A 26,220-nucleotide genomic window follows, 5' to 3' on the forward strand; every position below is an offset into this window, starting at 1 on the left:
GAGAGGTGCTTAAATGAAGAAGACAAAAGAAATACTTTCACTAGTAATTATAATCACTATCCTATTCGGAGTTTTCCCTAGTCAGGGAGTGTATCTTCAGACAGCAGAGGCTGCGACGGGTGATCCAAATTTCATTACTTATAAAGATATAAATATACCTGCTGATGGTTCTTTTTTTGATGCTGGTTGGAATTATGGCACTCTTAGTGGGACAATAAATAACCAAAAGCTAACGAATATTAAATTTAATCGTACCACTAAGCAACTTACGTTTGACATTAGTTCGGATGCAACATTGACTTTAGGAGTAAACTTGGTTCCTTCACAAAGTGCTCTAGATAAACGTGTCGTTCGAGCGGATCTCTGTGTAGCGGCAATTCCAGAGGGGAAACCATTAGATTTACCAAGTTACCAATACGGTTGTCCGAGTGACTGGACCAGTCAGTATACCAATTTCACCCCATTGTACAAGAGTTGGTTTGATGGACCGTTTTACCCGAATACATTTGAACATACATTTAATCTAGCGACAGATGTTACCTATTACAACTATACGGGGACTTTAGGGTACGGCGAACTTCCAATAGGGTTAGTAATTAACTACGGTTTTGGCGCAGGTCAACAAGATGGATGGCGTGGATATGGTCCAGAACATGGATTTGGAGGGCCGTACATTGGTCATAATTTTCAAAGAGTATTTCCTTTGATACCTAATAGTCCACCTACCATTTCGTTAAATACACCCAATAATCAAGTCCTGCAGAACGAGCCTGGACGAAACATACTTAACATCGAGGGATATGTCCACGATCCAGATAATGATGATCTTATCGTAAGCGCTGAGATACCAAATATATTTTATAGGAAGACGGTAGTATCTCAAACGAAAGGGTATCAGTATTTCTCTATCCCTGTAGACGCTGTGGCTGATTCGATCCCGCCGGGCGATTATACGATGACTGTAAAAGTAGCAGATCCTTCAAATATGTCAGAATCCGCGAGTATGACCTTTAAGGTTACAAACAGACTGAAGCGAAACGCTTTTGTTCTCGTTAATAGTCCTATAGAGAATAGCGGCACCACCTATGAAGATTATGAGTGGGATGCTAAGTACGCTGATCGAGTGAGATATGATCATGATCCGAATTACTTTGATAACTCAATGGGGATTATAGGGGATTCGGGACTATGGAGGACGAGCCTTTACACTTCATTTCCGTATACCGGACAATATGTAGTGAGTTATCAAGCTAAGGATATACCGAAACAGGATGCTCGCTTTGCTGAATATCAGATGTGGAGTAAAGATGCCGCATCTACGATGAGTTTTAAAGTCCATCGCAAGCCAATAGCGCTTTTTTCAGCAAGGCTTATCAATGGAAATGTTCAATTAATAGATTCATCCTACGATTTAGATCATATTACAAGTTCTGATAAAGGGATTATGCAGTGGCAATGGCAATATAAAAAGACCGTTGATGAGATGTGGATCGACGGGCAGCCACCTGGGGGAGTTTTTGAAAAAGACAGTTACGACATACGTTTAAGGGTCCGTGATGTGGATGGAGATAATGGAATCGGTGTATGGAGTGATTGGTGTCAAAGGACTGTGGGGAATGCCTCTGTTAATCTACCACCGGTTGCATTATTTACCGTTAATCCGAATATCGTTTCCTATCGTAAATCTACGAGCATTATAGACAAATCTTTCGATCCAGATAATGATCCATTAGATGTATACTACTGGACTGTAATCAAAGACGGATGGAATAAAGTATGGGAACATTGGGGTGGAGCAACAACACCACCGAATATCGCATCATTCGGAGAAGGGAATTATCAACTCAATCTACAAGTACATGATAATCGTGGCTTGTGGTCAGATTGGTACAGTCAAAATGTACAGGTAGTCAATCATCCACCGGCTGCAGCATTTACAATGCCTAACGAAATATACCGCGATACGATTATCACAATGGATAACTTAACACCAGATCCGGATGAAGATGGAGATGTTTTATCTTATGCCTGGAATGCAAAATTTAATGACTCTCCCTACTACTGGGCAGGAAACAACCGTTATCAATCAATGACCATTCGTGATCTTATTAATCGTAACGGTATATCACATAAAAAAGCCATTTCTGATGGCTGGGAAATGCAGCTCACAGCCTCTGATGGAAAATTAAGCTCTTATGCTACACGTACATTTATGGTTAAGAATCATGTCCCTGTTGCTAAGATTAACGGACCTTCATCCGTAAATCAGTATGATACGAAACAATATACTTCAGGGGATATCGATGAGGATACATCAGATCAGGGCTCATTAGAATACTATTGGAAAGTAACGAACAGTACTGGTGAAATGAAATCGTATCTTACGCGTGACATTACGCTTACTTTCTCAGATCCGGGAGTATATACGTTAGAACATTGGGCAATCGATCAAATAGGAGATAAGTCGAATATCGCTGGATTGCAAGTCCAAGTGAAAGAAAACTTGGCACCTACTATGACTTTAACTAGTCCTTTAGGTACAGCAACAAACCCATCTGTGATTGACTCGGAACAAGGCGATCCATTAATCAAGTGGACTTACGCGGATCCGGAAAATGATTCACAAGAGAAATACAGGTTAGAGTTCTTTACGAAGGATGGTCTATTAGTCTCCACCATAGAAAATCCGGATCCTTCAGGATTGCTCAGACAATATCAAATCCCAAATAATACATTTGAACGGTTTGAATACTTTACAGTGAAAGGTCGGGCGTACTCCAAATTTTCATGGTCAGATGTATCAAATGAAAAAACATTCATCATCGATAATGCACCTAAGCCGGGATTCACTCTGATCACAGATACTGGTAAAGATGCGACTAAGGTACCGATCTACCGTACAGATGTTTTGAATATTAAAAGTACGGCTACGGACCAAGATGAGCCTAAAGGAGATAGCATTAGCCTTAAGTATTATCTGAAAACATCAAATGGTTCAGAAGCTTTCGCAAGTGTTAAGAATGACTTTACCAAGCAATTTAGCAGCAATGGTATCTTTACGTTTAGACAACGTGTAACAGATTCTCTAGGGCTATATCGAGACCTTTCCCAGAATGTTACGATAGTCAACCGTATACCAACAGTTTCGATAACGTATCCAACCAGTACGGACTCGTCAAAACCAACAATCGCAAGTACACTCACCCCGATCATTAAATGGGATTATCAAGATGAGGACAAAGATCTGCAGCAACGTTATAAGGTGCGAATTATTAACTTGGCCACTGGTGCAATCAAGGTACAATCTGGTGAGCAAGTATCAAGCGCTAAGCAATGGCAGATTCCAGTCGGTTCACTGATTGAGAATGAAAAATATGCCGTTGAAGTTGAAGTTTTTGATGGTTACAACTGGAGCAATGTCTCTCCACCTAAATACTTCATGGTGAATTTACTGAGTATTAAAGGAGGCGTTAAGCACACTGAAGAGTGGAACAACAACCGTAAAGGCTACAATCTGAAAAAAAGCGGCAATGAGGAGAGTCCAAGAGGATACAACGTATTTTGGGCAGGAGAACGTTTTGTTCTGCAAGGTACAGCAACAGGTCTCCCGGATACTGTGCAAGTAACCATGAACGGAGGGTTCATTACGCAGCTCAGCCCAACTAACGACGATAAAACCTTCTGGACAGGTGAAATGTACGATAGCTCTTTTGAAAAGCTACTAGATGGCCCTGTTACTTTTACCTTTACGGCTCAGAATGCGTACAACACCAAAACGGATACAGTTACGGTTGTTATATCATCGGATTGGTCGGAGTATTTCCAGAGTCATCGAATTAAGTAGAGTAGGAGCCTATATCACCCCATCTTTTTTGCGTGACTTCACAGGATCATGTTAATGTTGAAGCATTGTATCAAACATTGATAGGGGTAGGGGACATGATTCGAGAGTTAACACCAGCGGAAATGAAATCAATCTTGAGTTCGATTAATAGGGAACAGCATTTTTTATACTATTCATACCTTACAGCTCGTAAGCATAATACGGTACACTATGGACAGTTTACAGAGTATGGGGAGCTGCTCGGCGTATTGGCTTTTTTTAGAGGGCTTTCGTTCTATGCGTTTTCCGTATTCCCTGTGGAGAAGTCATTCTGTCTCCGGTCCGTGCTTGCATTTATGAAAGATCAATTGAGTTTACCTGACAATGCTGTCGGTAATGTAATTGTGAATGAAGAAGTTATGGCTGTACTCGCTTCACAGCTTGAACTTGTTAAGTCACCCAAAAAACTGCTTCTAATGAAGCATATCCATCAAGAAGCGTTACCACCGGTGGATACAAGCGTTTTACATTTGGGTCCCCCTTATTTTGAACTTATTGAGTCGAAAATGGCCGATTTAGATACAATGGCGTTCTCAAAAGAAGAATTACAGTATCCGTTCTATGGTGTGATGGAACAACATGAGCTGATTGCGGTAGGTGGATACCATATTTATAGCGAAGATTACGTTGAATTGGGGAACATCGGAACGGATGTAAGATGGAGAAGGCAAGGCTACGGGAAAAAGATCTGTGCCGAGCTCACCCGAGCGGGGGGAAGGGTTACCTCTAACGTGTATTTGAATGTCCTTGAGGAAAATGTAGGCGCAATTTCTCTATATCAATCCATCGGCTTTGAGCTTATGTGCAAACAGTACATGGTCCAATTTGTTATTTGATGGTTAATGAAAAAGGACTAAGCGGATTTAAATCCGCTTAGTCCTTTTTCACAAGCATAGAACCTTTTAAACGACCCCTTCAGTCCGGTCTTCATTCATTCGCATCATTCGTGCGGCAACCGAAGTAGTATGTAATGGTAAAGAGGATGGGCGCGAAGAGGCTCTCTGAGCTCTGCGTAAATAATAGGATAGCTTGCCAGTAAAAATCTTATGTGCACAGAGTGAAAGCGCGAAATCTTCCGGTGTAACGAAGCAGGAAGGCTTATTCACAGGCTGAACTGCAGTTTCTTCAAATAAAGAGGCAACGAAATGGGAACAAAAATAAGCATTTTCTCTATCGATTTTAATATTCAGAAGCACACCGATTAATCCTAAAAGATGGTATTTATAACGCTCCTGATTTTGCATCATCCCTTGGACGTGATTGTACATCGTATCGTATTCCTCAGCGCTAACACGCAACTGATAGATGGAACAATTAGCACTGCTATAAAAAGGGTCGATAAAGTTCTCCTGGATTAGTCCTGCCACAAATGGATTGTGCATTTTTTTTCTTCCGAAGCTGTATACCTCCCGCAGTTCACAGTCAAAGGCGATCGAAGCATGATTCAGATCGGCTTTTGTAAACCACTTAATAAAACCACTAAAGGCCGTACCTGTACCGGTAAGCACAATAAAGATGTCCTTATTCGAACTCATGTTCAAAGTTCCTTTCCACTAGGAAATGTTGGGTAATGAATGAAAATTATGCTTAACTAACTCCATCTTACTGTATATTTGAGCATTGTAAAACAATCTTTAGTCGCAATTAAAAACTAGACCATAGACTAGTGCAATTCTGGCTTGTCTCATAGTTCTTGTGTGTATATAAATACGTCGATATTGCAAAAGATAAGCTGTTCAAATAAAGAGTTTTTAAAAACAATTGGAATTGCTTCCACACTAATGATACAATAAGAGTCAAAATGACATTCTTGAGATTTCAGAGGAGGAACTATTAAATGAGTGAACAAGAACAAGTGATTCAAAAGGAAGAAAACTCAACTGTAGATAACCTGTCCATTACAACGATTCGTACTTTGGCGATTGACGCCATTGAAAAAGCAAACTCCGGCCACCCAGGTATGCCAATGGGTTCTGCACCAATGGGCTACCAATTGTTTGCAAAAACAATGAAACACAACCCTGATCATCCAACATGGGTAAACCGTGACCGTTTTGTATTGTCCGCAGGACATGGTTCTATGCTTCTGTACAGCTTGTTGCACCTTAGTGGTTATGATCTTCCTATGGAAGAATTGAAAAATTTCCGTCAATGGGGCAGCTTGACTCCGGGTCACCCAGAAGTAGGTCACACCGCTGGTGTCGATGCAACAACAGGTCCACTTGGACAAGGTATTGGTATGGCTGTTGGTATGGCTATGGCTGAAGCTCAATTGGGAGCTACCTACAACAAAGATGAACATAAAGTGGTTGACCACTATACTTACGCTATTTGTGGTGATGGTGACCTGATGGAAGGGATCTCTTCCGAATCCGCTTCACTCGCTGGTCATTTGAAACTGGGCAAATTGGTTGTATTGTATGATTCAAATGATATTTCCCTTGATGGTAAATTGAGCCTTTCCTTCTCCGAGAACGTGGCTCAACGTTTTGATGCTTATGGTTGGCAAGTACTTCGCGTTGAAGACGGAAATGATCTTCCGGCTATTGCCAAAGCGATTGCTGAAGCTCAAGCTGAGACTAGCAAACCGACTTTGATCGAAGTGAAAACTGTAATTGGTTATGGTAGCCCTAACAAACAAGGTAAAGGCGGCCATGGCGGTACTCACGGTTCCCCACTTGGAGCAGAAGAAGCTAAGCTTACCAAAGATTTCTATAAATGGGTATACGAAGAAGATTTCTATGTACCTGACGAAGTGCGTGCTCATTTTGCAGAAGTGAAGAAAAACGGAATCGCAGCTAACAAAGCTTGGGATGACAAATTCGCAGCTTACAAAAAAGCATATCCAGAGCTTGCTGCACAGTTCGAAACAGTAATCAACGGCGATCTTCCAGAAGGCTGGGATGCTAACCTCCCAACTTACACTACTGAAGATAAGGCAGTATCGACTCGTGTAGCTTCCGGTAGTGCGCTTAACGGTCTGACTGCTGGCGTTCCTCAGCTTGTGGGTGGTTCCGCTGACTTGGAAAGTTCCACTATGACACATTTGAATGGTTTGACATCGTTCACACCAGAATCTTATGATGGCCGCAACATCTACTTCGGCGTACGTGAGTTTGGTATGGCTGCTGCAATGAACGGTATTGCACTGCATACGGGTCTTAAAGTATTCGGAGGAACATTCTTCGTGTTCACAGACTATCTGCGTCCAGCCATCCGTTTGGCTTCGATCATGAAATTGCCAGTAACCTATGTACTGACACATGACAGTATTGCAGTTGGTGAAGATGGTCCTACGCATGAACCAATCGAACAATTGGCTTCCCTGCGTATCATCCCAGGTCTGACTGTTATTCGTCCGGCTGATGCTAACGAAACTTCTGCAGCATGGGCTTATGCTATGGAAAACAAAGAGAATCCAGTTGCTTTGGTTCTGACTCGTCAAAACTTGCCAATTCTTGCTGGAACAGTTGATGGCGTTCGTGAAAACATCAAACGTGGTGGTTATGTTGTTTCTGATTCCAAGAATGGCACTCCACAAGCACAACTGATCGCTACTGGTTCTGAGGTACAATTGGCTGTTAAAGCACAAGCTGCTTTGGCTGAAGAAGGTATCGATGTTCGTGTAATCAGCTTGCCAAGCTGGGATCTGTTCGAAAAACAAGATAAAGAATACCGTGATTCCGTAATTCTTCCAGGAGTTAAGGCTCGTCTTGCAATCGAAATGGCACAAACCTTTGGCTGGGAACGTTACACTGGTGACCAAGGCGATATCCTCGGCATCACTACTTTCGGGGCTTCCGCACCTGGAGACAGAGTAATGAAAGAATACGGCTTTACTGTTGAGAACGTAGTTAGCCGTGTGAAAGCACTTCTGTAATTAACTGAATAATCATTAGGGGGAGAACAAGTAATGAGTCAGTTTAACAACGCAACGATTGAAAAAGCAGCCAATGTATATTATGGCGGACAAGTAACAAGCCGTACGGTAATTTTGCAGGATGGAACTAAGGTCACCCTTGGTATCATGTTGCCTGGTGTATATGAATTTGGTACGGATGGTCCTGAAATTATGGAGATTCTGTCCGGCGATCTTAAAGTGCTGCTTCCCGGCACTGAGGTATGGCAGGAGATTAAGGGAGCGGCAACGTTCAATGTCCCTGGCAACTCAAAATTTGCGTTGGAAGTATTTGAAGTAACTGATTATTGCTGTTCTTACCCGGTTCTATAAAGACATAACTAAAGGAAGCTCTGCTGAAAAGCAGGGCTTCCTTTTTTTCTTGCACTACAAAGAATAATTTAGTATTATTATTGCAAACAAGCGTTCGTATTTTTAGGTTGGAAATTCGTTAAAAAAGACCGCCTCTCACATTGGAAATCATGTGGAAACGGTCATGAGTAAGTGAAATGTTATTCGGATACAGTAGAACCCATTTTTTGTCCGATCCACTCTTCATAGCATTTCACTACAGCGGAGAGGTCTTCGTCGCCATAGCCTTGGGTAAACCCAGCTTGGAACATGCTTTTAGCTAGTCCCAGCATTGGAGAAGGGACGCCTGTGAAATCGCTGTGGGCGGAGGCTAACTTCAAATCCTTTAACATTAATGCAAGGGAGAACTGATTGCTGAAATCATTTTCTATGATTTTACGGCCTTTAAGCTCTGCTTGTTTGCTACCCGCAGAACCAAGCTGCACTAGTTCAAGGAACTTGTCAGCTGGAACACCTGATTTTACAGCGATAGCGAATCCTTCAGCTAGGGCAACGTTGTGAATGCCGACCATAGCATTATGAGCCAGCTTGGCTACAGCACCACTGCCGTTCTCACCCATATGTATCAGCTTTTTGCCCAAAGTATCGAATATATCGCGATGCTGTTCTATAACTTCAGCACTGCCGCCAACCATGAACACCAAGGTTCCTTCAATAGCTGCCGGCTTGCTTCCGGTCACTGGCGCGTCAAGGAAATGTCCACCTCGAGCTTCTACAGCAGTGGCAATTTCGTGAACTAGTCCTGGAGAAATTGTGCTGGAATCAATAATTAAGCCGCCTGGCTTAAGTGCATCAAGAATACCATCCTGACCATAAAACACTTCACGAACCGAATCATCATTACTGATCATGGTAATAATAACATCCTTACCTTCAGCGGCGGCACGTGGCGTAAGGGCAGTCTGGGCACCTTCTGCTTCAAGAGGTTTACATTTAGCTGCTGTACGGTTGTACACCGTCACCTGAAAGCCGCCACGAAGCAAGTTGGAAGCCATTGGCGCTCCCATTGTTCCAAGTCCGATAAAACCGATTTGTTTCATTTGTATAGCCACCTTCCGTTTTCTTCATTCTATCACGGCACTTAGGCTAGCACCACAGCTCAGCCATGCCTAATGATGCGGGAAACGCTTCCATGAAACTTTCGAAAACTTGGTTCTAAAGCCCGGGATGTGCCCTAAGACCTTGCCAGTCAAGGCAAATTAAAGTATCCTAATTATAAAGTTGTAACAAGCGGTTTCAAATTTAAAGAGATAAACAGGAGGTTTCCATTACCGATGTCTAAGAAGATTAATTTTGACTACACCAAAGCCCTTACTTTCTTCAACCAACAAGAAATTGACAACCTTGCCGCTCCAGTTAAGTTAGCGCACGAACAGTTGCATAATAAGACTGGTGTAGGTTCAGACTATCTTGGATGGATTGATCTTCCATCAGCTTATGATAAGGAAGAATTCGCACGCATTCAGCAAGCCGCAAAGAAGATCCAGAGCGATTCCGAAGTACTGATTGTAATTGGTATTGGTGGTTCTTATCTGGGAGCACGCGCAGCGATTGAAGCGCTCTCGCATTCTTTTTACAATAACCTTTCTAAAGATAAGCGCAAAACTCCAGAAGTTTATTTCGCTGGTAATAACATCAGTTCTACATACATCACGCATTTGCTTGATTTAGTAGAAGGCAAAGACTTCTCCGTGAACGTAATCTCCAAATCAGGAACTACGACTGAGCCAGCCATTGCTTTCCGCATTTTCCGCGCAGCGCTGGAGAAGAAATATGGTAAAGAAGAAGCTCGCAAACGTATTTACGCTACTACAGACAAGGAAAAAGGTGCCCTTAAGAAATTGGCTACTGAAGAAGGTTATGAATCCTTCATCATTCCAGACGATGTAGGCGGACGTTACTCCGTATTGACACCTGTAGGCTTGCTTCCAATCGCTGTAGCAGGTATTAACATTGAAGAGATGATGCAAGGTGCTGCTGCCGCTGCGGATGAGTTCAATAATCCAGATGTAGCTACTAACCAAGCTTATCAATATGCTGCAGTTCGTAATGCTCTGTATCGCAAAGGTAAGACAACTGAAATTCTCGTGAACTATGAGCCTTCCTTACACTTTGTATCGGAGTGGTGGAAACAATTGTTTGGCGAGAGCGAAGGTAAGGATTTCAAAGGAATTTATCCTTCTTCCGTTGATTTCTCTACGGATCTACACTCCATGGGTCAATTTATCCAAGAAGGTAACCGTAATATCTTTGAAACGGTAATCCAAGTAGAACAAGTGGCTCATCATGTGACCATTGAGAACGATCCTGATGATCTGGATGGCTTGAACTTCTTAACAGGAAAGACTATGGATTTCGTAAATAAGAAGGCTTTCCAAGGTACAATGCTTGCGCATACAGATGGTCAAGTACCTAACCTTATCGTTACTATTCCTGATCAAACACCATACACATTTGGTTATTTGGTTTACTTCTTTGAAAAAGCTTGCGGCATCAGCGGTTACCTGCTCGGTGTTAACCCATTCGACCAACCAGGCGTTGAAGCATACAAGAAAAACATGTTTGCGCTACTTGGCAAACCGGGTTACGAAAAAGAAAAGGCAGAGCTGGAAGCAAGACTTACAGAATAGTATTGCAGCAGTAATTTAGAGACCATTCATACTAGTGTAAGTCACCAGGAGCAGTCCATAGGTAATCCAATACCGGGGCTGCTCCTGACATTATATGAAGACATCATATGTATATAAGGACTGGAATAATTATGTTAGAACAATATCGAACGGTGCGATCTTCCGGTTCTAAGGAAGTCGTAATCCGCAAATCTCGCTTCATTGGTCATGTTATGCCAGTTGAGAATGAAGAAGAAGCATTGTTGTTTATCGAAGACATCAAGAAGAAACATCGGGACGCAACGCATAACTGTTCTGCTTATGTGATTGGGGAGCGAGACGAAATCCAGAGGCAATCGGACGACGGGGAGCCGAGTGGAACAGCCGGCAAACCGATTTTGGAAGTAATTCGCAACCAGGGAGTTAAAAATGTCGCAATTGTTGTTACCCGTTATTTCGGAGGCATTATGCTGGGTGCCGGAGGGCTGATTAGAGCTTATACGGATGGGGCAGTGCTTGCGCTTGAAGCAGGAGAAGTAATCACCCGTGTGCTAAGACGAGAGGTATTCGTAGAAATTGATTACACTTGGCTAGGCAAGGTTGAGAACGAACTTCGGGGAAGGGGTATTCAGACCGGCGAGACTTTGTTCACCGATAAAGTAACGTTGTTATGTTTACCGCGAAATGATGAGGGAGACGCATTTATGGCATGGATAACAGATCTAACCCAAGGGCAAGCCTTGGTAACAGAAGGGCGGCGGATTTACTACAGCGAAGGGGATTAGGTATATGGCAAGGAGAGCAGTGGAGCAGGAGTTGTCGAGGGAAAGAATATTAGAGGCCGCTAGGCATCTGTTTATTACCAAAGGGTATCGAGCAATTTCAATGCGAAGCATCGGTCAGCATTTGGGATACAGCCACGGCTCTCTCTATTATCATTTCAAAGAGAAGGCGGAATTGTTCTACGCCATTGTTGTCGAAGATTTTAATCATGTGGCTACTTTGCTTGGTCAAGTAATGAATAAGCCACCTGAAGAGGGTATGACTCGAGTAGAGCAGCTAATTATGGAGTTTATAAGGTTTGGAATAGATCATCCTTATCAGTATGAAATTATGTTCATGATTCGTGATGAAGAGCTGCTGGCTTATTGTAGAGCAGAGCAGGGACGATGTTTTGATTTATTCTCAAGTATTGTACGCCGTCATATGAAGGAAGAGGGATATGTGTCCGAGGATTGGCAGAACGTGCCGCTAACCTTGTTCTTATCCGCTCACGGATTTATATCTTATTATATCCAAGATAAAGTATCATTTGAGGATGTAAAAGAGGCAGCATCAGCTCATATCAAGGTTTTATGTCGCAGCCTTTAACATGCTGTTTTTTTTATAAGTTCACACTTTAAAGCTGTGCATTGGTATAACGCTACTTCTCTGCTTGGTCAAAGTAATAATTAATTCTAGTTATATTTTAATGGCCGCTCCGTAGCAATAACGGAAGCGGCCATTCATCGTTTATCCCTCAATAATTTTCAAGAAACATTGTCTACGTCTAGGTCCATCAAACTCACAAAAATAAATACCCTGCCAACGTCCGAGTAATAGTTCGCCATCATGGATGATTATGCTCTGGGAAGGTCCGGATGTAATAGACTTAAGGTGGGAGGCAGTATTGCCTTCAGCATGTCGATACTTCGGATGCTCCCAAGGGTAGACTTCATCCAAACGCATCAGAACATCATGCCTCACATCAGGATCTGCATTCTCATTGATTGCAATTCCTGCGGTGGTATGTGGACAATAAACTACGATCACCCCGCTACGCACCCCGCTTTTTTTCACAAAAGAAATGACTTCACGAGTAATATCCCGTAATTCATCCCGTTTCGTTGTAGTAATCTCCAGTGTATGCAGCATAATCATTCCCCTTCCTGTGATGTGCCACTTTTTCCTAACCTTTGTTATATATATTTTACCCCAAATTCACTTGAAAGTAATTGACGACAACGAGAAGGATTTGGTAAAGTAGTAATAATATAAAACCAAGTATATAAATAGGAATAATTAATGGAGATGTTGGTTAGTATACCGACCGGTTATCCGGAGGTGGGAGGGCAAAATCATTGAATTCTCTGCTTAGACACAAAGGTTGGACTTGGGGTTTCCGAACTACAATTTTGCTCTACTTTGTAGTATTGATTGTGTTGCCTATACTTGGGGTCTATTACAACTCTTTTTCACTGGGTTTCGGTAATTTTGTGGAAAGCATAAGTGACCCGATTGCCTGGAAGTCGGTGCTGTTAACCTTAAAGCTGGCGATAATCGCTACTTTAATTAATGTCTTTTTAGGAACAATGATTGCCTGGGTTCTTATTCGTTATCAATTCATTGGTAAAGCATTGCTTAATAGTCTTGTGGATTTACCATTTGCACTGCCGACGGCAGTTGGCGGTTTGATGATTTTGCTCTTGCTCGGACCTGGTAGTCTTATCGGCAAGGCTGCAGAAGCGCTTGGTTTTGAAATTGTTTTTCATCAACCGGCAATCGTAATTGCTATGGTCTTCGTAACCTTTCCCTTCGTGATTCGAGCGGTTCAGCCCTTGCTGGAGGAACTTGATCCTTCCGAAGAGGAAGCGGCATATACAATGGGTGCCAAGGGAACTAGAGTCTTCTGGCATGTTATTCTCCCCTCTATGGCTCCTGGGATGATCAGCGGTGGAATGCTCGCCTTCTCGCGGGCACTTGCTGAATTCGGCGCTGTAGTCCTCGTAGCAGGCAATATTCCAGGTCGTACACTCGTATCTTCTGTTTTTATTTTTGGTGAAGTTGAAAGTGATAATCCGGTTTCCGCAGCAGCGGTTTCTGTCATTCTCTTGACCTTATCTTTTCTCATTCTTTGGCTCATTAATATGCTGCAGATGCGGGGGAGACGCTCATGAGAAAATTGTGGATCGGACTCACCTACTTGGTGTTTTTTCTGCTAATCGCTGCACCGCTAGGGAAAATGGCTATAGGTGCTTTTAGTGAAGGATTTGGTGGTTTCTGGAATGCTCTGACTAGGCCTGAAGCGCTGCATGCGCTTATGATGACTGGGCTTGTTGTGATCGTAGTTACGTTATTAAATACGTTGTTCGGAATTATGATGGCGCTGTATCTTGTCCGGGCGAACTGGATAAATAGACGTCTAAAGGGCTTGCTTAACAGTATTGTTGATTTGCCTTATGCTGTGTCCCCTGTCATTGGCGGGCTGATGATTGTCCTGCTGCTGGGTCCGGATAGCGCCTTGGGTGCGATTTTTGAAGGAATTGGGCTGAAGATCGTTTATGCGATTCCTGGAATGATCATTGCCACCTTGTTCGTAACCTTTCCTTTAATGGTGCGTGAGGTAATGCCGGTGCTTCAGGAGATTGGTTCACAGCAGGAGGAAGCTGCTTCTACACTGGGCGCTCGTGGCTGGACAATTTTTTGGAAGGTGACTTGGCCTTCGATTCGTTGGGCGGTTGTGTATGGGGTCATCCTTACGGTGGCTCGTTCACTAGGTGAGTTCGGGGCAGTGCTCGTGGTCTCGGGTAACATTATGAACAAAACCCAGACGGCGACGACGCTAGTCTATCAGGATGTTGAGAATTTTAATGTAATGGCTGCTGGAGGAATAGCGCTAGTTCTGGCTGCATTTTCCGCAGGTCTACTGTTATTGATGGAATGGACCAAGAGAAGAAAGGAAGTGCAGTAATATGCATGTGGAAGTGCGGGGATTAAATAAGCATTTTGGAGATTTTCATGCGGTCAAGGACGTCAATTTCACCATTACAAAAGGTCATCTGATCGGACTGCTCGGCCCGAGTGGTGGCGGTAAAACTTCGATTCTTCGTATGCTCGCAGGGCTGGAGACACCGGATAATGGCGAGATCATTTTTCATGGTCAGACAGTTAACAATCTTCCTCCTCAAGAGCGCGGGATCGGCTTTGTCTTTCAGAACTATGCATTATTTAAGCATATGACTGTTTTTGATAATATTGCATTTGGATTAAAAGTTAAAAAGGCCAGCAAAACCGCCATTCGTGATCGTGTTATGGAACTGGTAGAGCTTACGGGGTTAAAAGGCTTCGAGAAGCGTTATCCGCATCAGCTATCTGGTGGACAACGCCAGCGTGTGGCCTTTGCTCGTGCACTCGCGCCTGAACCACAGCTATTACTCTTAGATGAGCCTTTCGCAGCTATTGATGCGAAGATCCGTCAGGAGCTGCGCGCTTGGCTACGTGAGCTGATTGAGCGTGTTGGCATCACTTCCATCTTCGTAACGCATGACCAAGACGAAGCGATTGAAGTCGCGGACGAGATTATGATCATCAACCAAGGGCAGTTGGAACAAAAGGGTACGCCTTGGGATATTTATAAGGAGCCTAAAACACCATTTGTGGCAACTTTCATCGGGGAGTCGACACTGATTGAAGATGCTTCTGAGGTGAAAGGCTTTAAAGGCGCTGGAGATGGTAAGCCTACCAAAGCACTTATTCGTCCGGAGTATATTGAAGTTGGTAACCTGCATGAGTTCAAGATGGCTTCAGCTACGGAAAAAGGCGTCGTAAAGCATCTGCATTTCCGTGGAAGTGAATGGCTCGTTGAGGTTGAAGTTAATGGTCATAAACTGGTCACTTACCGTTCTTTGGAGAAAGAAACATTGCAGCCGGGACAGGATATCTCAGTTCTTGTGCACCGCGCTTACCTGTTTAATGATGAGCGAAGCTGGATCCAGGAGAACAACCTGAAAGAAGATCCGATGCCGATATTTATTTAATATAAAAATAAATAAAATGATTTTCAATTTTTTTGAAGAGTAGCGAATGTGATGAGCTAGGATTAGAGGAACTGATGTGAAGGTATGAAGTAATGGAGTGGAAGTTTGGAACTGTAGGAGCGGAGCGACCGCCTTTATGCTCTAATTTCAACCGTAATACGGTTCCAATCAAGAAATTAGAGCATAACAGCGGCCGGAAGTCCAAACATTCCGCGTAATTACGGCAAATACCGAACGTTGGTTACTTGAATTTTAAGTTCAGCCATAGAGCTACTTTCAAGGAAATATTAAAATCATTACCTCGAAGGATGTGGGCCGCAATGAATTTCAAAAGGAGCAGACAACTGCACGGATGTTTTGCTGCCCTAATACTGGCCATACTCACGCTGGCAGCAGTCGGTTGCGGGAATGAGAAGGCGATTACGACGATGGCAGATCCTTCGAAGCAAGGGGATGTTACGTTAGTCGTTGGCGCATACAGTGTGGCTAAGGATGCGATGGAAGATATTTTGCCGTTATTTGCAGCGCAGTGGAAAGCGGATAGTGGACAGGAGATTAGTTTTCAACAGTCCTATGAAGCTTCCGGAACACAGGCACGTGCAATCGTAGGCGGGTTCGAAGCGGATGTTACACTGCTAGCCATGGAAGGTGATGTCGAGAAGCTGGTTAAGGCTGGACTCGTAGCGCCAACGTGGAAAGAGCAGGGTGAACAAGGCATGGTGACACGTTCGGTAGTCGCACTGGGTACCCGTGAGGGAAACCCCAAAGGAATTCACGATTTTGCGGACTTAGCCAAGCCAGGGATTAAAGTGTTATACCCAAATCCCAAAACATCCGGTGGTGCGCAGTGGGATATTAACGCGATCTATGGGGCTGGTCTGAAGCTGTCAGAGGAGCAAGAGGGCGTTAAGGATCCAGCAGCAGCGAAAGCTTTTTTAGAAAGTGTACATGCCAATGTGGAGTCTTTGGATAAGAGCGGACGCGCATCTATGGCTGCCTTCGAGTATGGAGTGGGTGATGTCATTGTCACCTATGAGAATGAACTGCTGGCCCGGATTGCTCAGGGTGTTAAATATGAAATCATTATTCCTAAAAATACAATGCTGATTGAGAACCCAGCGGCTGTCGTAGAGAAGTATGCGGATAAGCATGGGACACGCGCGGCAGCAGAAGCATTAGTTGATTTCTTGATGACCCCACAGGCACAAGAGATCTTTGCAAAATATGGCTTTCGTCCCGTAGATAAACAGGTCTATGCGGAGAACAAAAGCCGCTACCCCGATCCAGCGGGTCTCTTCGATATCAATTATTTAGGGGGCTGGGATGAGGTGCGAAGCACGCTTTATTCCAAGCGGGGAATTTGGTATCAGGTACTTGCCGGAATATAGGTAGAGGTGTAAAAATAGAGTCATCCTAGCAGGGCAACTGCTTAAGGGATGACTTTTTTGACGAAAGTATATATTTGGGGCCCCCGCAAAGTACCTGGGTACGCATCGAAGCAAAGCTTCACTTTGTGGGGATATTTTGGTGAGCATCTTTAAGATAGACATATGATAATTTAAGACTTCCTTGATGGGAACTGAAGGAGAGATAGATTATGGATACGTTGGTGTTTTTGGGTACTGGGGATGCCATGGGTGTTCCACGGATATATTGCAGCTGCGAGACCTGCACAGAAGCAAGGGAGCATGGGAGCAATACAAGGCTGCGTTCCTCTGTACTTATAGATAATGGCAGTGACTTTCTAGTGATTGATTGTGGGCCAGATTGGCGACGTCAGATGGAGGCGCAGGGAGTTCTGAATATGCGAAGACTGCTGGTGACGCATGCTCATTTTGATCATATTGGTGGGCTACCGGAATGGGCAGATGCTTGTCGATGGACGGGCATTAAGGGTGAACTTTATACTCCAGCAGAAGTTATTCCTATTATCGAACGGCAATACCCTTGGCTGCGAAATCACATCGAGATGATTCCCTGTGATGAAGGGATAGAACTGGACGGCTGGAAGATAGATACCTGGAAAGTAAACCATGGTAAGAATGGATATTCGTACGCCTTTCGGCTAGAGAAGGAGGGTTATACATGGGTGTATTGTCCTGATTCCATATCTCTTGGGGCTGAGGAGACACGCCTGATGCATGGGGCGGACTTGCTGGTCCTTGGTACAAGCTTCTATTACGAAGCGGCGGAGCTATCCACTCGCTCTGTGTACGACATGACGGAGGCAGCGGAGCTACTGCAAATCGTGAAGCCTAAAAAGGCAGTGTATACCCATATGTCGCATGATGTAGATATGAGAGAAGCATATATTTTACCGGAGAACGTTACTCTAGCCCAGACAGGTATGAGAATTCCAATATACAAAAACCCAGTCTCTTCACTTTAGAAGAGAATGGGCAAGTAGAAATAAACGGATTAAACAGTTAATTGTTCTGGTTCATTTAAAGGGTGACGTCCGCTTACCGCGAGCATGACTAAGGAAACAATGATGAGTATAAAACAGAGCACAAATGAATACCGGTAACCTACAATACTGGCTAAGCCCCCGCCAACAAGACTCCCAATCAGTCTACCGATCGTGGATGAATTAGAGTAAAGAGTGGATGCATACCCAGGCATGTTTGGGAGCAGATCCTGGATGTAGCTAATGCCAATTGCTGATATCACAGCAACGAAAACGGCTAGTAGAACTTGGGCTGCAAGCATCTGCCACATCTCGCCTGAGAAAATGACAACGAGATAATATGCTCCTCCTAAAATGGCCCCACACATCATCAAGGCTCGGTTACTGTACTTCGCACTGAGTAGACCGAGCATAATCATAAATGGAATTTCGAGCGCAGCACATATACTGCTGACTAGACCGACATCACTTGTCGATCCCCCTAAATTGTTTGTAATAAAGAGGGCCGTATTGATGCTGCTCGTCCAGTGAGCTACATACATGAGTATCAGAATCAGAAAAGGAAGCAGAATATTGCGGTTCTGACTGAGCCGGAAAGTTTTTACTTTTACTTCAGCCTTGTTGCTGCTCAGCTCTGTATCTGTATTTGATTTGAGAAAGAAGAAAACGAGTAAGGCAACAAGCAGGAATACTCCGATCGTACCCGTGAAAATCCCCTTAAACCCAACAGCAGCGATTAGCAGGGTGCCGATTAAAGGACCTGTAATAAAGCCAAGAGAGAAAGCTGAACGCAAGGTAGAATTAGCAAACGCAGTATCCGTAAAATTGCTCTTATTCACTGCTTCTCTAGCAATGGCGAACAATTGAGGCATCCCTGGTGCACCGAGGGCGGTGAACACAATCATGTAGATGAACAAGATCGTGAAATCCTGAATGAGCAAGTACCCGCTATATGCCAGCGCATTACAGAGTGTGGCAACAAGGTAAATGTTATTTCGATTTAAGCCGAGGTCAGAGCGTCTCCCGATTAGTGTACTGATCCATATTCCGGCAATTAACGTGGTGGCTAGAAAAACACCAAACAATCCGACAGATACGCCAAGCTGTTCCGTGAAATAAATGGATAAGAAGGGTGAACTGAGTGAAATCCCCATTCCCTGAAGTAGCATACATAAAAAGAGTAAGGCATAAGAGGGAATTGAAAATAGTGCAGTAAGTCTTTTGATCATGTTGTGAAGTTACTCCTCTATTTTTGCTAAGATAGTCAAACTGGTTCTAGTATACATGAAAAAGACAGCAACAATATATATGCGATTTGGCTAAGGGGCATCACTCGGACAAATCTCAGACTGTTGATGTCCCTTTTGTGATATCTATTGCATTCGGTATTCAGAATCATGCTTATCCTTTATAATCAGAAAGTATTGCCGTCTTATATTTACATATATAGAATAATTATCAACGACAGGAAGGGAGTAATAAGTAGCTAATAGGGGAGAGGGCTGATTTTTTTGAAGCAGAAAGGTGTTTTCTCAAGATTAAGTACATACATGTTAAGGCACAAGCTCTTATATACGGTTTTATTGTTTACGACTTTATTTGGGATTGTTCTGGATTTAACGATTGCTTGGCTGCTCTCAGTAATTACGGATGCGGCGGTTAGACTTGATGTGAAAGCTTTTAAAGGGCTGGTTATATTCGGATTAATCTACTTATTAGTGAGTGCAATCAACGGTTTTTTCGATCGCTATCTCAAAAATAAAATCTCAGCCAAGATCAGAAATGAACTGCGGCTAGATATGATGCGACATGCTTTAGCTCTTCCTCAGTCTTATTTTGACCGTAATCACTCCGGAGATTTGTTGTCCCGCTTTACTAATGATAATCAATCTGTGGGTAATGCTACCGGCGAGGTAATGATTGATTTAATCCGTAACCCTTTGCTTGCTCTCGCGGCTTTTGGTTATTTGCTCTATATTAACTGGCTACTGGCATTGATCTGTTTTGCAATGGGTCCTTTGATGTTCCTTACGGGAAAAATCTTCGGTTCAGCGATGCGTGAGAACAGTGTGAAGATTCAGACTAATATGAGCAAGATTACTTCCTTTTTACATGACATTCTAGGCAGTAGTATGGTGTTTAAATCCTTTAGCATTGAACGCAGACTAATGAAGCAATATCAGGAACATAGTGAGAATATCACTTCCGAAGAATTAAAACGGGGAAGAATAGAGGGAGCTACTGGCTCATTCTCCTCTTTTTTGGGAAACTTTACGTTTCTTCTGGCGCTGGTCGTGGCTGGTTATTTTGTGGCAAAAGGATCACTTGAGGTCGGTGCGATGATTGCTTTCATCCAGCTCATGAATTATTTAGTGATGCCGTTCTCGGCATTGCCAGGACTGATCAATTCGATGCAGCAATCACTTGGGGCGGCGGGACGGATCTTTGAAGTGTTGGATAGCCCTGTAGAAGTGGAGGCTTTACCCGAAGCAGCTACGAAACAGCCTGAATTTGAGCGTATGGTCATGTCCTCGGTATCCTTCTCTTATCCGGGAGCGGAGAGACGTAGTTTGAACAAAATCAGCTTAGAGCTTCACAAAGGGGCTCAAATGGCAATTGTGGGACCGAGCGGTGGAGGGAAATCTACACTTTTTAAGGTACTCCTTGGGTTATATGAACCTGATGAGGGTGAAGTGTTTATAAATAATGAGAAGACAAGCGAGATGAGTTTAGCCAAACTTAGGAGTCACTTCTCTTATGTGCCGCAAGAGTCTGGGCTTTATACAGGAAGTATCCGTGATAACATCCGAAATGGAAATCCAGATGCAGATGAGCATGAAATTCTGGAAGCTTTGCGACAAGCGAACGCTTATGATTTTGTAATGGACTTACCGGAGGGCCTCGATACAGATATCGGTGAGGAAGGTTCACGCCTGTCCGGTGGACAACGCCAGCGACTATCGATTGCGAGAGCGATTCTTAGGAACTCTCCAATTTTGTTGCTGGATGAAGCTACTGCTGCGCTTGATAATGAATCGGAGAAGCTGGTGCAGCAAGCGATTCGTAAATTAATGGGAGACAAAACCACACTCGTTATCGCTCACCGTCTATCAACGATTCAGAACGCTGATGTCATTATAGTGATGGAGAACAGTGAAATTGTGGAGAGTGGTACCCACGAGGAGCTACTTGCAGCAGAAGGAAGATATCATGGCTTGTACTATTCTCAGCTGGAAGAGGAAGAGGCTGGGGAGGGTGAGCAAGAGGCATTAGAGTTTGCATCTACAGGAATACCGAGCTTGCTGAAATAACAAAAGGGTGTTGCAACGTCATAAAATATGGCGTAGCAACACCCTTTTCTTAAAAAAGTGAATTTATATAGATTGAACTTAAGAACTTGAGGTAAAGGAAGGAGCAATGGAGGGGAAAGTTTGGAACTGTAGGAGCGTAAGCGATCGCCTTTAGGTTTGAATTTCTACCGTTGACAACGGTTTAAATCATGAAATTCAAACCTAACAGCGACCGTAAGTCCAAATATTCACCGTAGTTGCAACTGAACTTTATCACTAAAACTATTAAGTTCAGCCGATTTAGTTCACTTTATTGAGAATGAATTTATCAATCGCGTATTTTACGCCATCTTCATTGTTGCTTAGGGTTATGAAATCAGCAATTTCTTTCAGCGCGGGAATAGCGTTCGCCATAGCAACGCCAAGACCGGCAGCTTCCAGCATCTCATGGTCGTTCCAAGAGTCACCCATAGCCATAGTCTCGGAGAGATCACAACCAAAATGATTGGCTAGGAATTCAAGCGCAATTCCCTTGGTTCCTTCATGATGCATGATTTCTAGGAATTGTGGTTTAGATTTGGTAATATGCACGGAATCGCCGAGCAATTCACGTAGAATTGGAGCCAGCTCATCCAAGAATGCAGGATCATCGATAATCAGCATTTTTGGTGTTTTTTGTGGGACAAGCTTCTCCCAATCTGGTTCAATATAATATGGCGTTTTGTTCAGGTCTGTATAATCTTTGATCTTCTGGTTGTCTTCACGGGCATACAGCTTGTCGTCAATGTAAGTTTGCAAATGCAGATTATGCTCCACACAGTAAGTGAACAGCTTGTGTACCGCATCTTGTGGTACGTAACGCTCATATAGTACCTTTTCATCGAGCAAGTTCTTAACGAGTGCGCCTTGGTAAGTGATGATTGGCACGTTAAGTCCAGTTTGACGGGCAATGGCTTGTGCAGAAGCATAAGCTCGGCCTGTAGCAAGGGTTACAACAACGCCAGCGGCTACAGCCTCTTCAAGCGCAGTCTGTGTAGCGGGTGTTACTTCCTTATCATCGTTAATTAGAGTGTCATCAATATCAATCGCGATCAATTTGTACATTTGTCTCTCTCCTTATCTCTTTCTAAATAAATGTAATTTGGAAAAATAATTCTTTTTATGTTGATTCTGACCCGGTTCCGGACTCAGCTCTGCCATAAGCATAGCTCCCAGAATACAACCACAACCGAGCAGAGCGGACATACCAAGCGTTTCTCCGCCAAAGGCTAAGCCTGTCAGAACAGCGAATACAGGTTCTGTGGCATAAATAATGGCTACCCGGGAAGGCGTAGTGTACTTCTGGCAAGCGGTTTGAATCCAGAAAGCAAAAGCGCTGGTAGGACCAATAGAGATTAAAAGTGCCCAGAGAACGTCCGGGTCCTTGATAAGCTCTGCGCTGTGTGCCAGCGGTGCAGCTCCTTCAAAGATAAGCGAAGCGACAATACTGAACAGTCCAACGAAGGCGAGCTGCAAGGTTGCCAGCGGCAACGCCGGATAATGAGGTGCATAAACGCCAGTATATGCGACTTGTAGCGCAAAAGCTATGGCGCAGAGCAAGATCAAAGCATCGCCTTTATTCAGGGACAAGGCAGAGCCGGTGAAGGTCAGCAGATAAAGACCTACCGCGGCAAGCGCCGCGCTGAACCAAGTGTAACGTGAAATGGCATGCTTTAGTAGCGCCAGAGAGAGAAACGGAACCAATACGACCGATAGACCGGTAATAAACCCGGTATTGGAGGTGGTTGTATATAGAAGTCCCATGGTCTGGAAGCCATAGCCCATAAACAAAAAAAGGCCTAGCAGCAGAGAATCACGTACCATGCGGAAACTTAGCTGTTTCCACTCCTTGCGGTAAAAAATAAAAGTGATTAGAGCCAGCAACAGGGCAGCACCTGTAAAGCGGATGCTGTTAAACGCGAGTGGAGGGAGCACTTTGACAGCATTTTGAACAATCAGAAAGGTGCATCCCCACATCATCGCCACAAGTAGCAGGCTAAAATCGGCCATACGGGAACGCTTCACTTCTTAGGTCATCCTCTCTTCGGCAAATGCCGTCCTTGTAAGAACGACAAGGTCAAGTTGTCCAAATTGTATCGTATATTCATGGGGAGGACAAGATAGGAATCGCTCAAAGGCTTATATTTAAAGGGATTTAAGGGATTAGGCTAGACAAAAAAACAGGGTCTTGATATACTTCGATAACCGCACATTTGTTCTTGTTTTTCGCATCTTAGAAAGGAGCGGTTTCACCATGATGGGCAGATCCCATTTAATAATCAGCACTGGGGTTACCCTATCTGTAATGAGTTTGATGTCACACGAGATTACGATTCCAGTTATTGCGGTCGCAGCGTTAAGCTCTTTGCTGCCTGATATTGATGAACCGAATTCGCTGCTTGTGCGCAAGGCGATTCCAGAATTTCTATTAAGAGCGCTGCAAATTGCTTTGATAGGCGCGGCGATCTATCTCTATTTTGCCGGAATCGTGGAACGTCCTTGGAATATTGTGCTTGCACTGCTAGTCGGAAGTGTATCTTTCCTGCCTAGTCGAAAGCTGCGCCATTTGGTCATGATCTTGATTGCCATAGCACTCTTTGCGTTCGGGGAAGCCTATGATCCATGGAACTACATTGCAGCGTGCGTGCTTGTAGTCTCATCGGTTGTTCCTCATCGTGGACTGACACATACCTTGTATGGAGTTGCGGGCTGGAGCGCCTTATTGTATTTTGCCTCAGCGGGTATAAATGATAGTGGCAGTCTGTGGATAGCTGGCGGTATGTCGTATGCACTTCATCTACTGGCAGACTCCCTTACTCAAAGAGGAATTACACCATTGCCGCCAATTCCCTTTAAGCTGCGTCTAAAGCTAATGAGTACAGGCACGAAAAAAGGTGGAGCCGTAGAGAACATCTGCATCATGCTGACTCTAGCGTTCGTTGTCTATGTATTTATACTTTCTCCTTGAACTAAAATGAATATGAAAGAGGGGCTTGTCTATTCTTTACGCAAATTGCGCATAGGATAAGCAGGCCCCTTTATTTTTGTGTAACTATTCCTCTAAGAAAACCAGTCCGATAAAGTCCTCCGGCTCAATACGTCCGAAATAATGCTTCAAATCCAGATCAGCTAATGCTTCTCTAACCTCTGCCTCATTATAACGTTTGCCACGAAGTGCATTTTCAACATCTACTACGTCACCAACCCCAAAGAAGTCACCATAGATTTTGATGTCCTTAATGAGGGAATCCTCAATATCCATACGAATATCAATAATTCCAGCAGGGAATTTACGTGTGTGTTTGACGTTGCTTTTTGGTGACAGACCGTAGTTCCAGTCCCAGTTCTGGTAGTGCTCTTTGGAAATTTCGTGGATTTTGTCCCAGTCTGCTTCCTGAAGCTTATACTGAGGGACCTCGGATGGCTCCATGCCAAAGATCGAACGTAGGAGACCGGAGCGGAACTCTTCAATGGTCATGTCTGTACCTAGCAGCTCTTTGATGTTGGCTACGCGACTACGTACGGATTTGGTGCTCTTCGATTTGAACTTCTCTGGATTTACTTTTAGAGAAGCTTGTACATTGTCCAAATTGAGGTCAAACATCAGTGTGCCATGGCTGAACATGCGTCCACGTGTGGAGAATTGAGCGTTGCCGGAAATTTTTTGTTCGCCGACTTGAAGATCATTCCGTCCACTAAGCTCAGCGTTTACACCCATGCTTTGTAAGTAGTCGATCACCGGCTGGGTGAATTTCAGGAAGTTATGGAAGGATTGGCCGTCGTCCTTAGTAATGAAGCTGAAGTTAAGATTTCCGAGATCGTGATAGACAGCTCCACCGCCGGACAAACGCCGCACAACCTTAATATCATTCTCTTTAACATATTCCTGATTGATTTCTTCAATCGTATTTTGATGTTTACCGATGATGATAGATGGGCTGTTAATATAAAAAAGCAGGTAACTCTCGTCCATCGGCAAGTGTTTCAGCGCATATTCCTCAATCGCCAAATTGATGGAAGCGTCAGTAATCCCTGTGTTATCAATAAAAATCATAGTGAATTCCTCCGTTGCAGCAAAATTGATTACAGTTCTCATTTTAAACCAAAAGCAGTTTTTTAACAAAAGAGATCGCTTCGTGATTCGGTGGAAATAAAGTATTAGGCTGGATTCGTTGAATGAATGCGATTTTTAAATTGAAGAATTTCCAGCGCCCAGTCTTATTGTTCAGTACTTCATTTTATCGAAAATCAACAAAATCTTTTGCATTTCTTCAGCCCATGGGTTACTATTTTTATATTGACAAATTTGCAGGTCTAAATAAGGAGGTTACACGCTATGTGCCCCCGTACCAAAGAACAAAATGAGCTCATACGCATACAGCGCAAAGAACAGATCCTGGACGTCGCCGCGCGCTCCTACTTTCGCACGGGCGGCAGCTTTGATATTCGCGACGTCGCCCGCGAGGCAGGTCTTGGTTACGGCACAGTATACCATTATTATCCCAACCGGCATTTATTAATAGAAGATGTATTAGAAAGCGGCTTTGAGCGATGTGAGCAAGTTATCGCCAAATGGGCGAACATCAGCGGCAGCCCACCGGATGACAGGCAGTTGTTGATGTATTGTAAAGCGCTGCTCCAGCTGTGGCAGTCGGACGCCCGCGCATATCTCGTCTACAAAATGGCGGCGGAACATTATGTAGGCTTGTCTGAAAGGGATCGACACCACGCCAAGAGACGGTTTATGGAACGCCTTTACGTTCCACTCCAATCGATCGCCCAGTGCGAAGACGACAGCGTCGACCATATGCTTGCCGTGCTGGTCGGTTGCTGTGGGCTGCACTACTATGCGGGCAATTCCGATCTGAACGTCGATCGAATCGCCCGACTCGCTATCCAAGCTATTACGAAGGGGTCCTGATACGA

The 26,220-nt window shown here is 43.9% G+C and carries 22 protein-coding genes; 15 read left to right on the top strand and 7 right to left on the bottom strand.

The features are described 5' to 3' along the window. Nucleotides 1–13 precede the first annotated feature (13 nt). Nucleotides 14–3,844 (top strand): hypothetical protein, encoded by a 3,831-nt coding sequence (locus MKX41_RS31195; RefSeq protein WP_340974628.1) that lies wholly within the window; start codon nucleotides 14–16, stop codon nucleotides 3,842–3,844. Between the two features lie 95 nt (nucleotides 3,845–3,939). Beyond that, nucleotides 3,940–4,719 carry a GNAT family N-acetyltransferase gene (locus MKX41_RS31200; protein ID WP_076284079.1) on the top strand — a complete coding sequence of 260 codons (780 nt, stop codon included), beginning with the start codon at nucleotides 3,940–3,942 and terminating at the stop codon, nucleotides 4,717–4,719. A 66-nt stretch (nucleotides 4,720–4,785) separates the two neighbouring features. Here MKX41_RS31200 and MKX41_RS31205 read toward each other — a convergent pair whose 3' ends face one another. Next, on the bottom strand, nucleotides 4,786–5,418 hold the full coding sequence (locus tag MKX41_RS31205) for a hypothetical protein (RefSeq protein WP_340974629.1): 633 nt from the start codon (nucleotides 5,416–5,418) through the stop codon (nucleotides 4,786–4,788). Nucleotides 5,419–5,720: 302 nt separating this feature from the next. Between MKX41_RS31205 and tkt the strand changes: the two genes are divergently transcribed. Together tkt and ppnP are read left to right on the top strand one after the other, a co-directional pair. After that, entirely contained in the window at nucleotides 5,721–7,763 is a 2,043-nt protein-coding gene (gene tkt, locus MKX41_RS31210) for a transketolase (protein ID WP_340974630.1), read from the top strand. Nucleotides 7,764–7,796: 33 nt separating this feature from the next. After that, the gene (gene ppnP, locus MKX41_RS31215; protein ID WP_042185578.1) at nucleotides 7,797–8,114 is read left to right on the top strand and encodes a pyrimidine/purine nucleoside phosphorylase; all 318 of its coding nucleotides are present in this window, start codon (nucleotides 7,797–7,799) and stop codon (nucleotides 8,112–8,114) included. A 179-nt stretch (nucleotides 8,115–8,293) separates the two neighbouring features. Here the strand turns inward: ppnP and MKX41_RS31220 are convergent, their stop codons facing one another. Further along, nucleotides 8,294–9,193 carry an NAD(P)-dependent oxidoreductase gene (locus MKX41_RS31220; RefSeq protein WP_076298279.1) on the bottom strand — a complete coding sequence of 300 codons (900 nt, stop codon included), beginning with the start codon at nucleotides 9,191–9,193 and terminating at the stop codon, nucleotides 8,294–8,296. A 234-nt stretch (nucleotides 9,194–9,427) separates the two neighbouring features. On the opposite strand from MKX41_RS31220, the gene MKX41_RS31225 reads away from it, so the two are divergent. The 3 genes from MKX41_RS31225 (at nucleotide 9,428) to MKX41_RS31235 (ending at nucleotide 12,133) form a co-directional block, all read left to right on the top strand. Then, nucleotides 9,428–10,783, top strand: coding sequence for a glucose-6-phosphate isomerase (locus MKX41_RS31225; RefSeq protein WP_076298278.1), 1,356 nt, complete (start codon nucleotides 9,428–9,430; stop codon nucleotides 10,781–10,783). A gap of 131 nt (nucleotides 10,784–10,914) precedes the next feature. Further along, complete coding sequence (locus MKX41_RS31230; protein WP_076284084.1) at nucleotides 10,915–11,547, top strand: YigZ family protein; 633 nt, start codon at nucleotides 10,915–10,917, stop codon at nucleotides 11,545–11,547. 4 nt (nucleotides 11,548–11,551) lie between these two features. Further along, entirely contained in the window at nucleotides 11,552–12,133 is a 582-nt protein-coding gene (locus MKX41_RS31235; RefSeq protein ID WP_076284085.1) for a TetR/AcrR family transcriptional regulator, read from the top strand. Between the two features lie 141 nt (nucleotides 12,134–12,274). Here MKX41_RS31235 and MKX41_RS31240 read toward each other — a convergent pair whose 3' ends face one another. Further along, nucleotides 12,275–12,676: a secondary thiamine-phosphate synthase enzyme YjbQ gene (locus MKX41_RS31240; protein ID WP_042185590.1), complete on the bottom strand. Its 402-nt coding sequence runs from the start codon at nucleotides 12,674–12,676 to the stop codon at nucleotides 12,275–12,277. A 206-nt stretch (nucleotides 12,677–12,882) separates the two neighbouring features. Here MKX41_RS31240 and cysT point away from each other — a divergent pair, with 206 nt between their 5' ends. From cysT to MKX41_RS31265, 5 genes are all read left to right on the top strand, one after another. Next, nucleotides 12,883–13,698 carry a sulfate ABC transporter permease subunit CysT gene (cysT, locus tag MKX41_RS31245; RefSeq protein WP_042185592.1) on the top strand — a complete coding sequence of 272 codons (816 nt, stop codon included), beginning with the start codon at nucleotides 12,883–12,885 and terminating at the stop codon, nucleotides 13,696–13,698. Next, nucleotides 13,695–14,492, top strand: coding sequence for a sulfate ABC transporter permease subunit (locus tag MKX41_RS31250; RefSeq protein WP_340974633.1), 798 nt, complete (start codon nucleotides 13,695–13,697; stop codon nucleotides 14,490–14,492). The genes cysT and MKX41_RS31250 overlap by 4 nt, the downstream gene beginning before the upstream one ends. Before the next feature lies 1 nt (nucleotide 14,493). Continuing rightward, nucleotides 14,494–15,558 (top strand): sulfate/molybdate ABC transporter ATP-binding protein, encoded by a 1,065-nt coding sequence (locus MKX41_RS31255; RefSeq protein ID WP_042124940.1) that lies wholly within the window; start codon nucleotides 14,494–14,496, stop codon nucleotides 15,556–15,558. Nucleotides 15,559–15,878: 320 nt separating this feature from the next. Beyond that, nucleotides 15,879–16,946, top strand: coding sequence for a sulfate ABC transporter substrate-binding protein (locus MKX41_RS31260; protein ID WP_340974634.1), 1,068 nt, complete (start codon nucleotides 15,879–15,881; stop codon nucleotides 16,944–16,946). A 209-nt stretch (nucleotides 16,947–17,155) separates the two neighbouring features. Further along, nucleotides 17,156–17,947 (top strand): MBL fold metallo-hydrolase, encoded by a 792-nt coding sequence (locus tag MKX41_RS31265; RefSeq protein ID WP_340974635.1) that lies wholly within the window; start codon nucleotides 17,156–17,158, stop codon nucleotides 17,945–17,947. Nucleotides 17,948–17,976: 29 nt separating this feature from the next. Here MKX41_RS31265 and MKX41_RS31270 read toward each other — a convergent pair whose 3' ends face one another. Beyond that, complete coding sequence (locus tag MKX41_RS31270; RefSeq protein ID WP_340974636.1) at nucleotides 17,977–19,194, bottom strand: sugar efflux transporter; 1,218 nt, start codon at nucleotides 19,192–19,194, stop codon at nucleotides 17,977–17,979. Between the two features lie 282 nt (nucleotides 19,195–19,476). Between MKX41_RS31270 and MKX41_RS31275 the strand changes: the two genes are divergently transcribed. Next, on the top strand, nucleotides 19,477–21,276 hold the full coding sequence (locus tag MKX41_RS31275; RefSeq protein ID WP_340974637.1) for an ABC transporter ATP-binding protein: 1,800 nt from the start codon (nucleotides 19,477–19,479) through the stop codon (nucleotides 21,274–21,276). Between the two features lie 279 nt (nucleotides 21,277–21,555). Here MKX41_RS31275 and MKX41_RS31280 read toward each other — a convergent pair whose 3' ends face one another. Both MKX41_RS31280 and MKX41_RS31285 read right to left on the bottom strand, forming a co-directional pair. Then, nucleotides 21,556–22,359, bottom strand: coding sequence for a Cof-type HAD-IIB family hydrolase (locus MKX41_RS31280; RefSeq protein ID WP_060624902.1), 804 nt, complete (start codon nucleotides 22,357–22,359; stop codon nucleotides 21,556–21,558). Between the two features lie 12 nt (nucleotides 22,360–22,371). Beyond that, nucleotides 22,372–23,319 (bottom strand): DMT family transporter, encoded by a 948-nt coding sequence (locus MKX41_RS31285; protein ID WP_076284092.1) that lies wholly within the window; start codon nucleotides 23,317–23,319, stop codon nucleotides 22,372–22,374. A 229-nt stretch (nucleotides 23,320–23,548) separates the two neighbouring features. Between MKX41_RS31285 and MKX41_RS31290 the strand changes: the two genes are divergently transcribed. Next, entirely contained in the window at nucleotides 23,549–24,262 is a 714-nt protein-coding gene (locus MKX41_RS31290) for a metal-dependent hydrolase (protein ID WP_340974638.1), read from the top strand. A gap of 84 nt (nucleotides 24,263–24,346) precedes the next feature. Here MKX41_RS31290 and MKX41_RS31295 read toward each other — a convergent pair whose 3' ends face one another. Beyond that, complete coding sequence (locus tag MKX41_RS31295; protein ID WP_042185606.1) at nucleotides 24,347–25,348, bottom strand: lipoate--protein ligase; 1,002 nt, start codon at nucleotides 25,346–25,348, stop codon at nucleotides 24,347–24,349. 282 nt (nucleotides 25,349–25,630) lie between these two features. Here MKX41_RS31295 and MKX41_RS31300 point away from each other — a divergent pair, with 282 nt between their 5' ends. Beyond that, nucleotides 25,631–26,215, top strand: coding sequence for a TetR/AcrR family transcriptional regulator (locus tag MKX41_RS31300; protein ID WP_149645163.1), 585 nt, complete (start codon nucleotides 25,631–25,633; stop codon nucleotides 26,213–26,215). Nucleotides 26,216–26,220 lie beyond the last annotated feature (5 nt).

This window comes from Paenibacillus sp. FSL R5-0475 (assembly GCF_038004585.1).
GTDB lineage: Bacteria > Bacillota > Bacilli > Paenibacillales > Paenibacillaceae > Paenibacillus_AQ.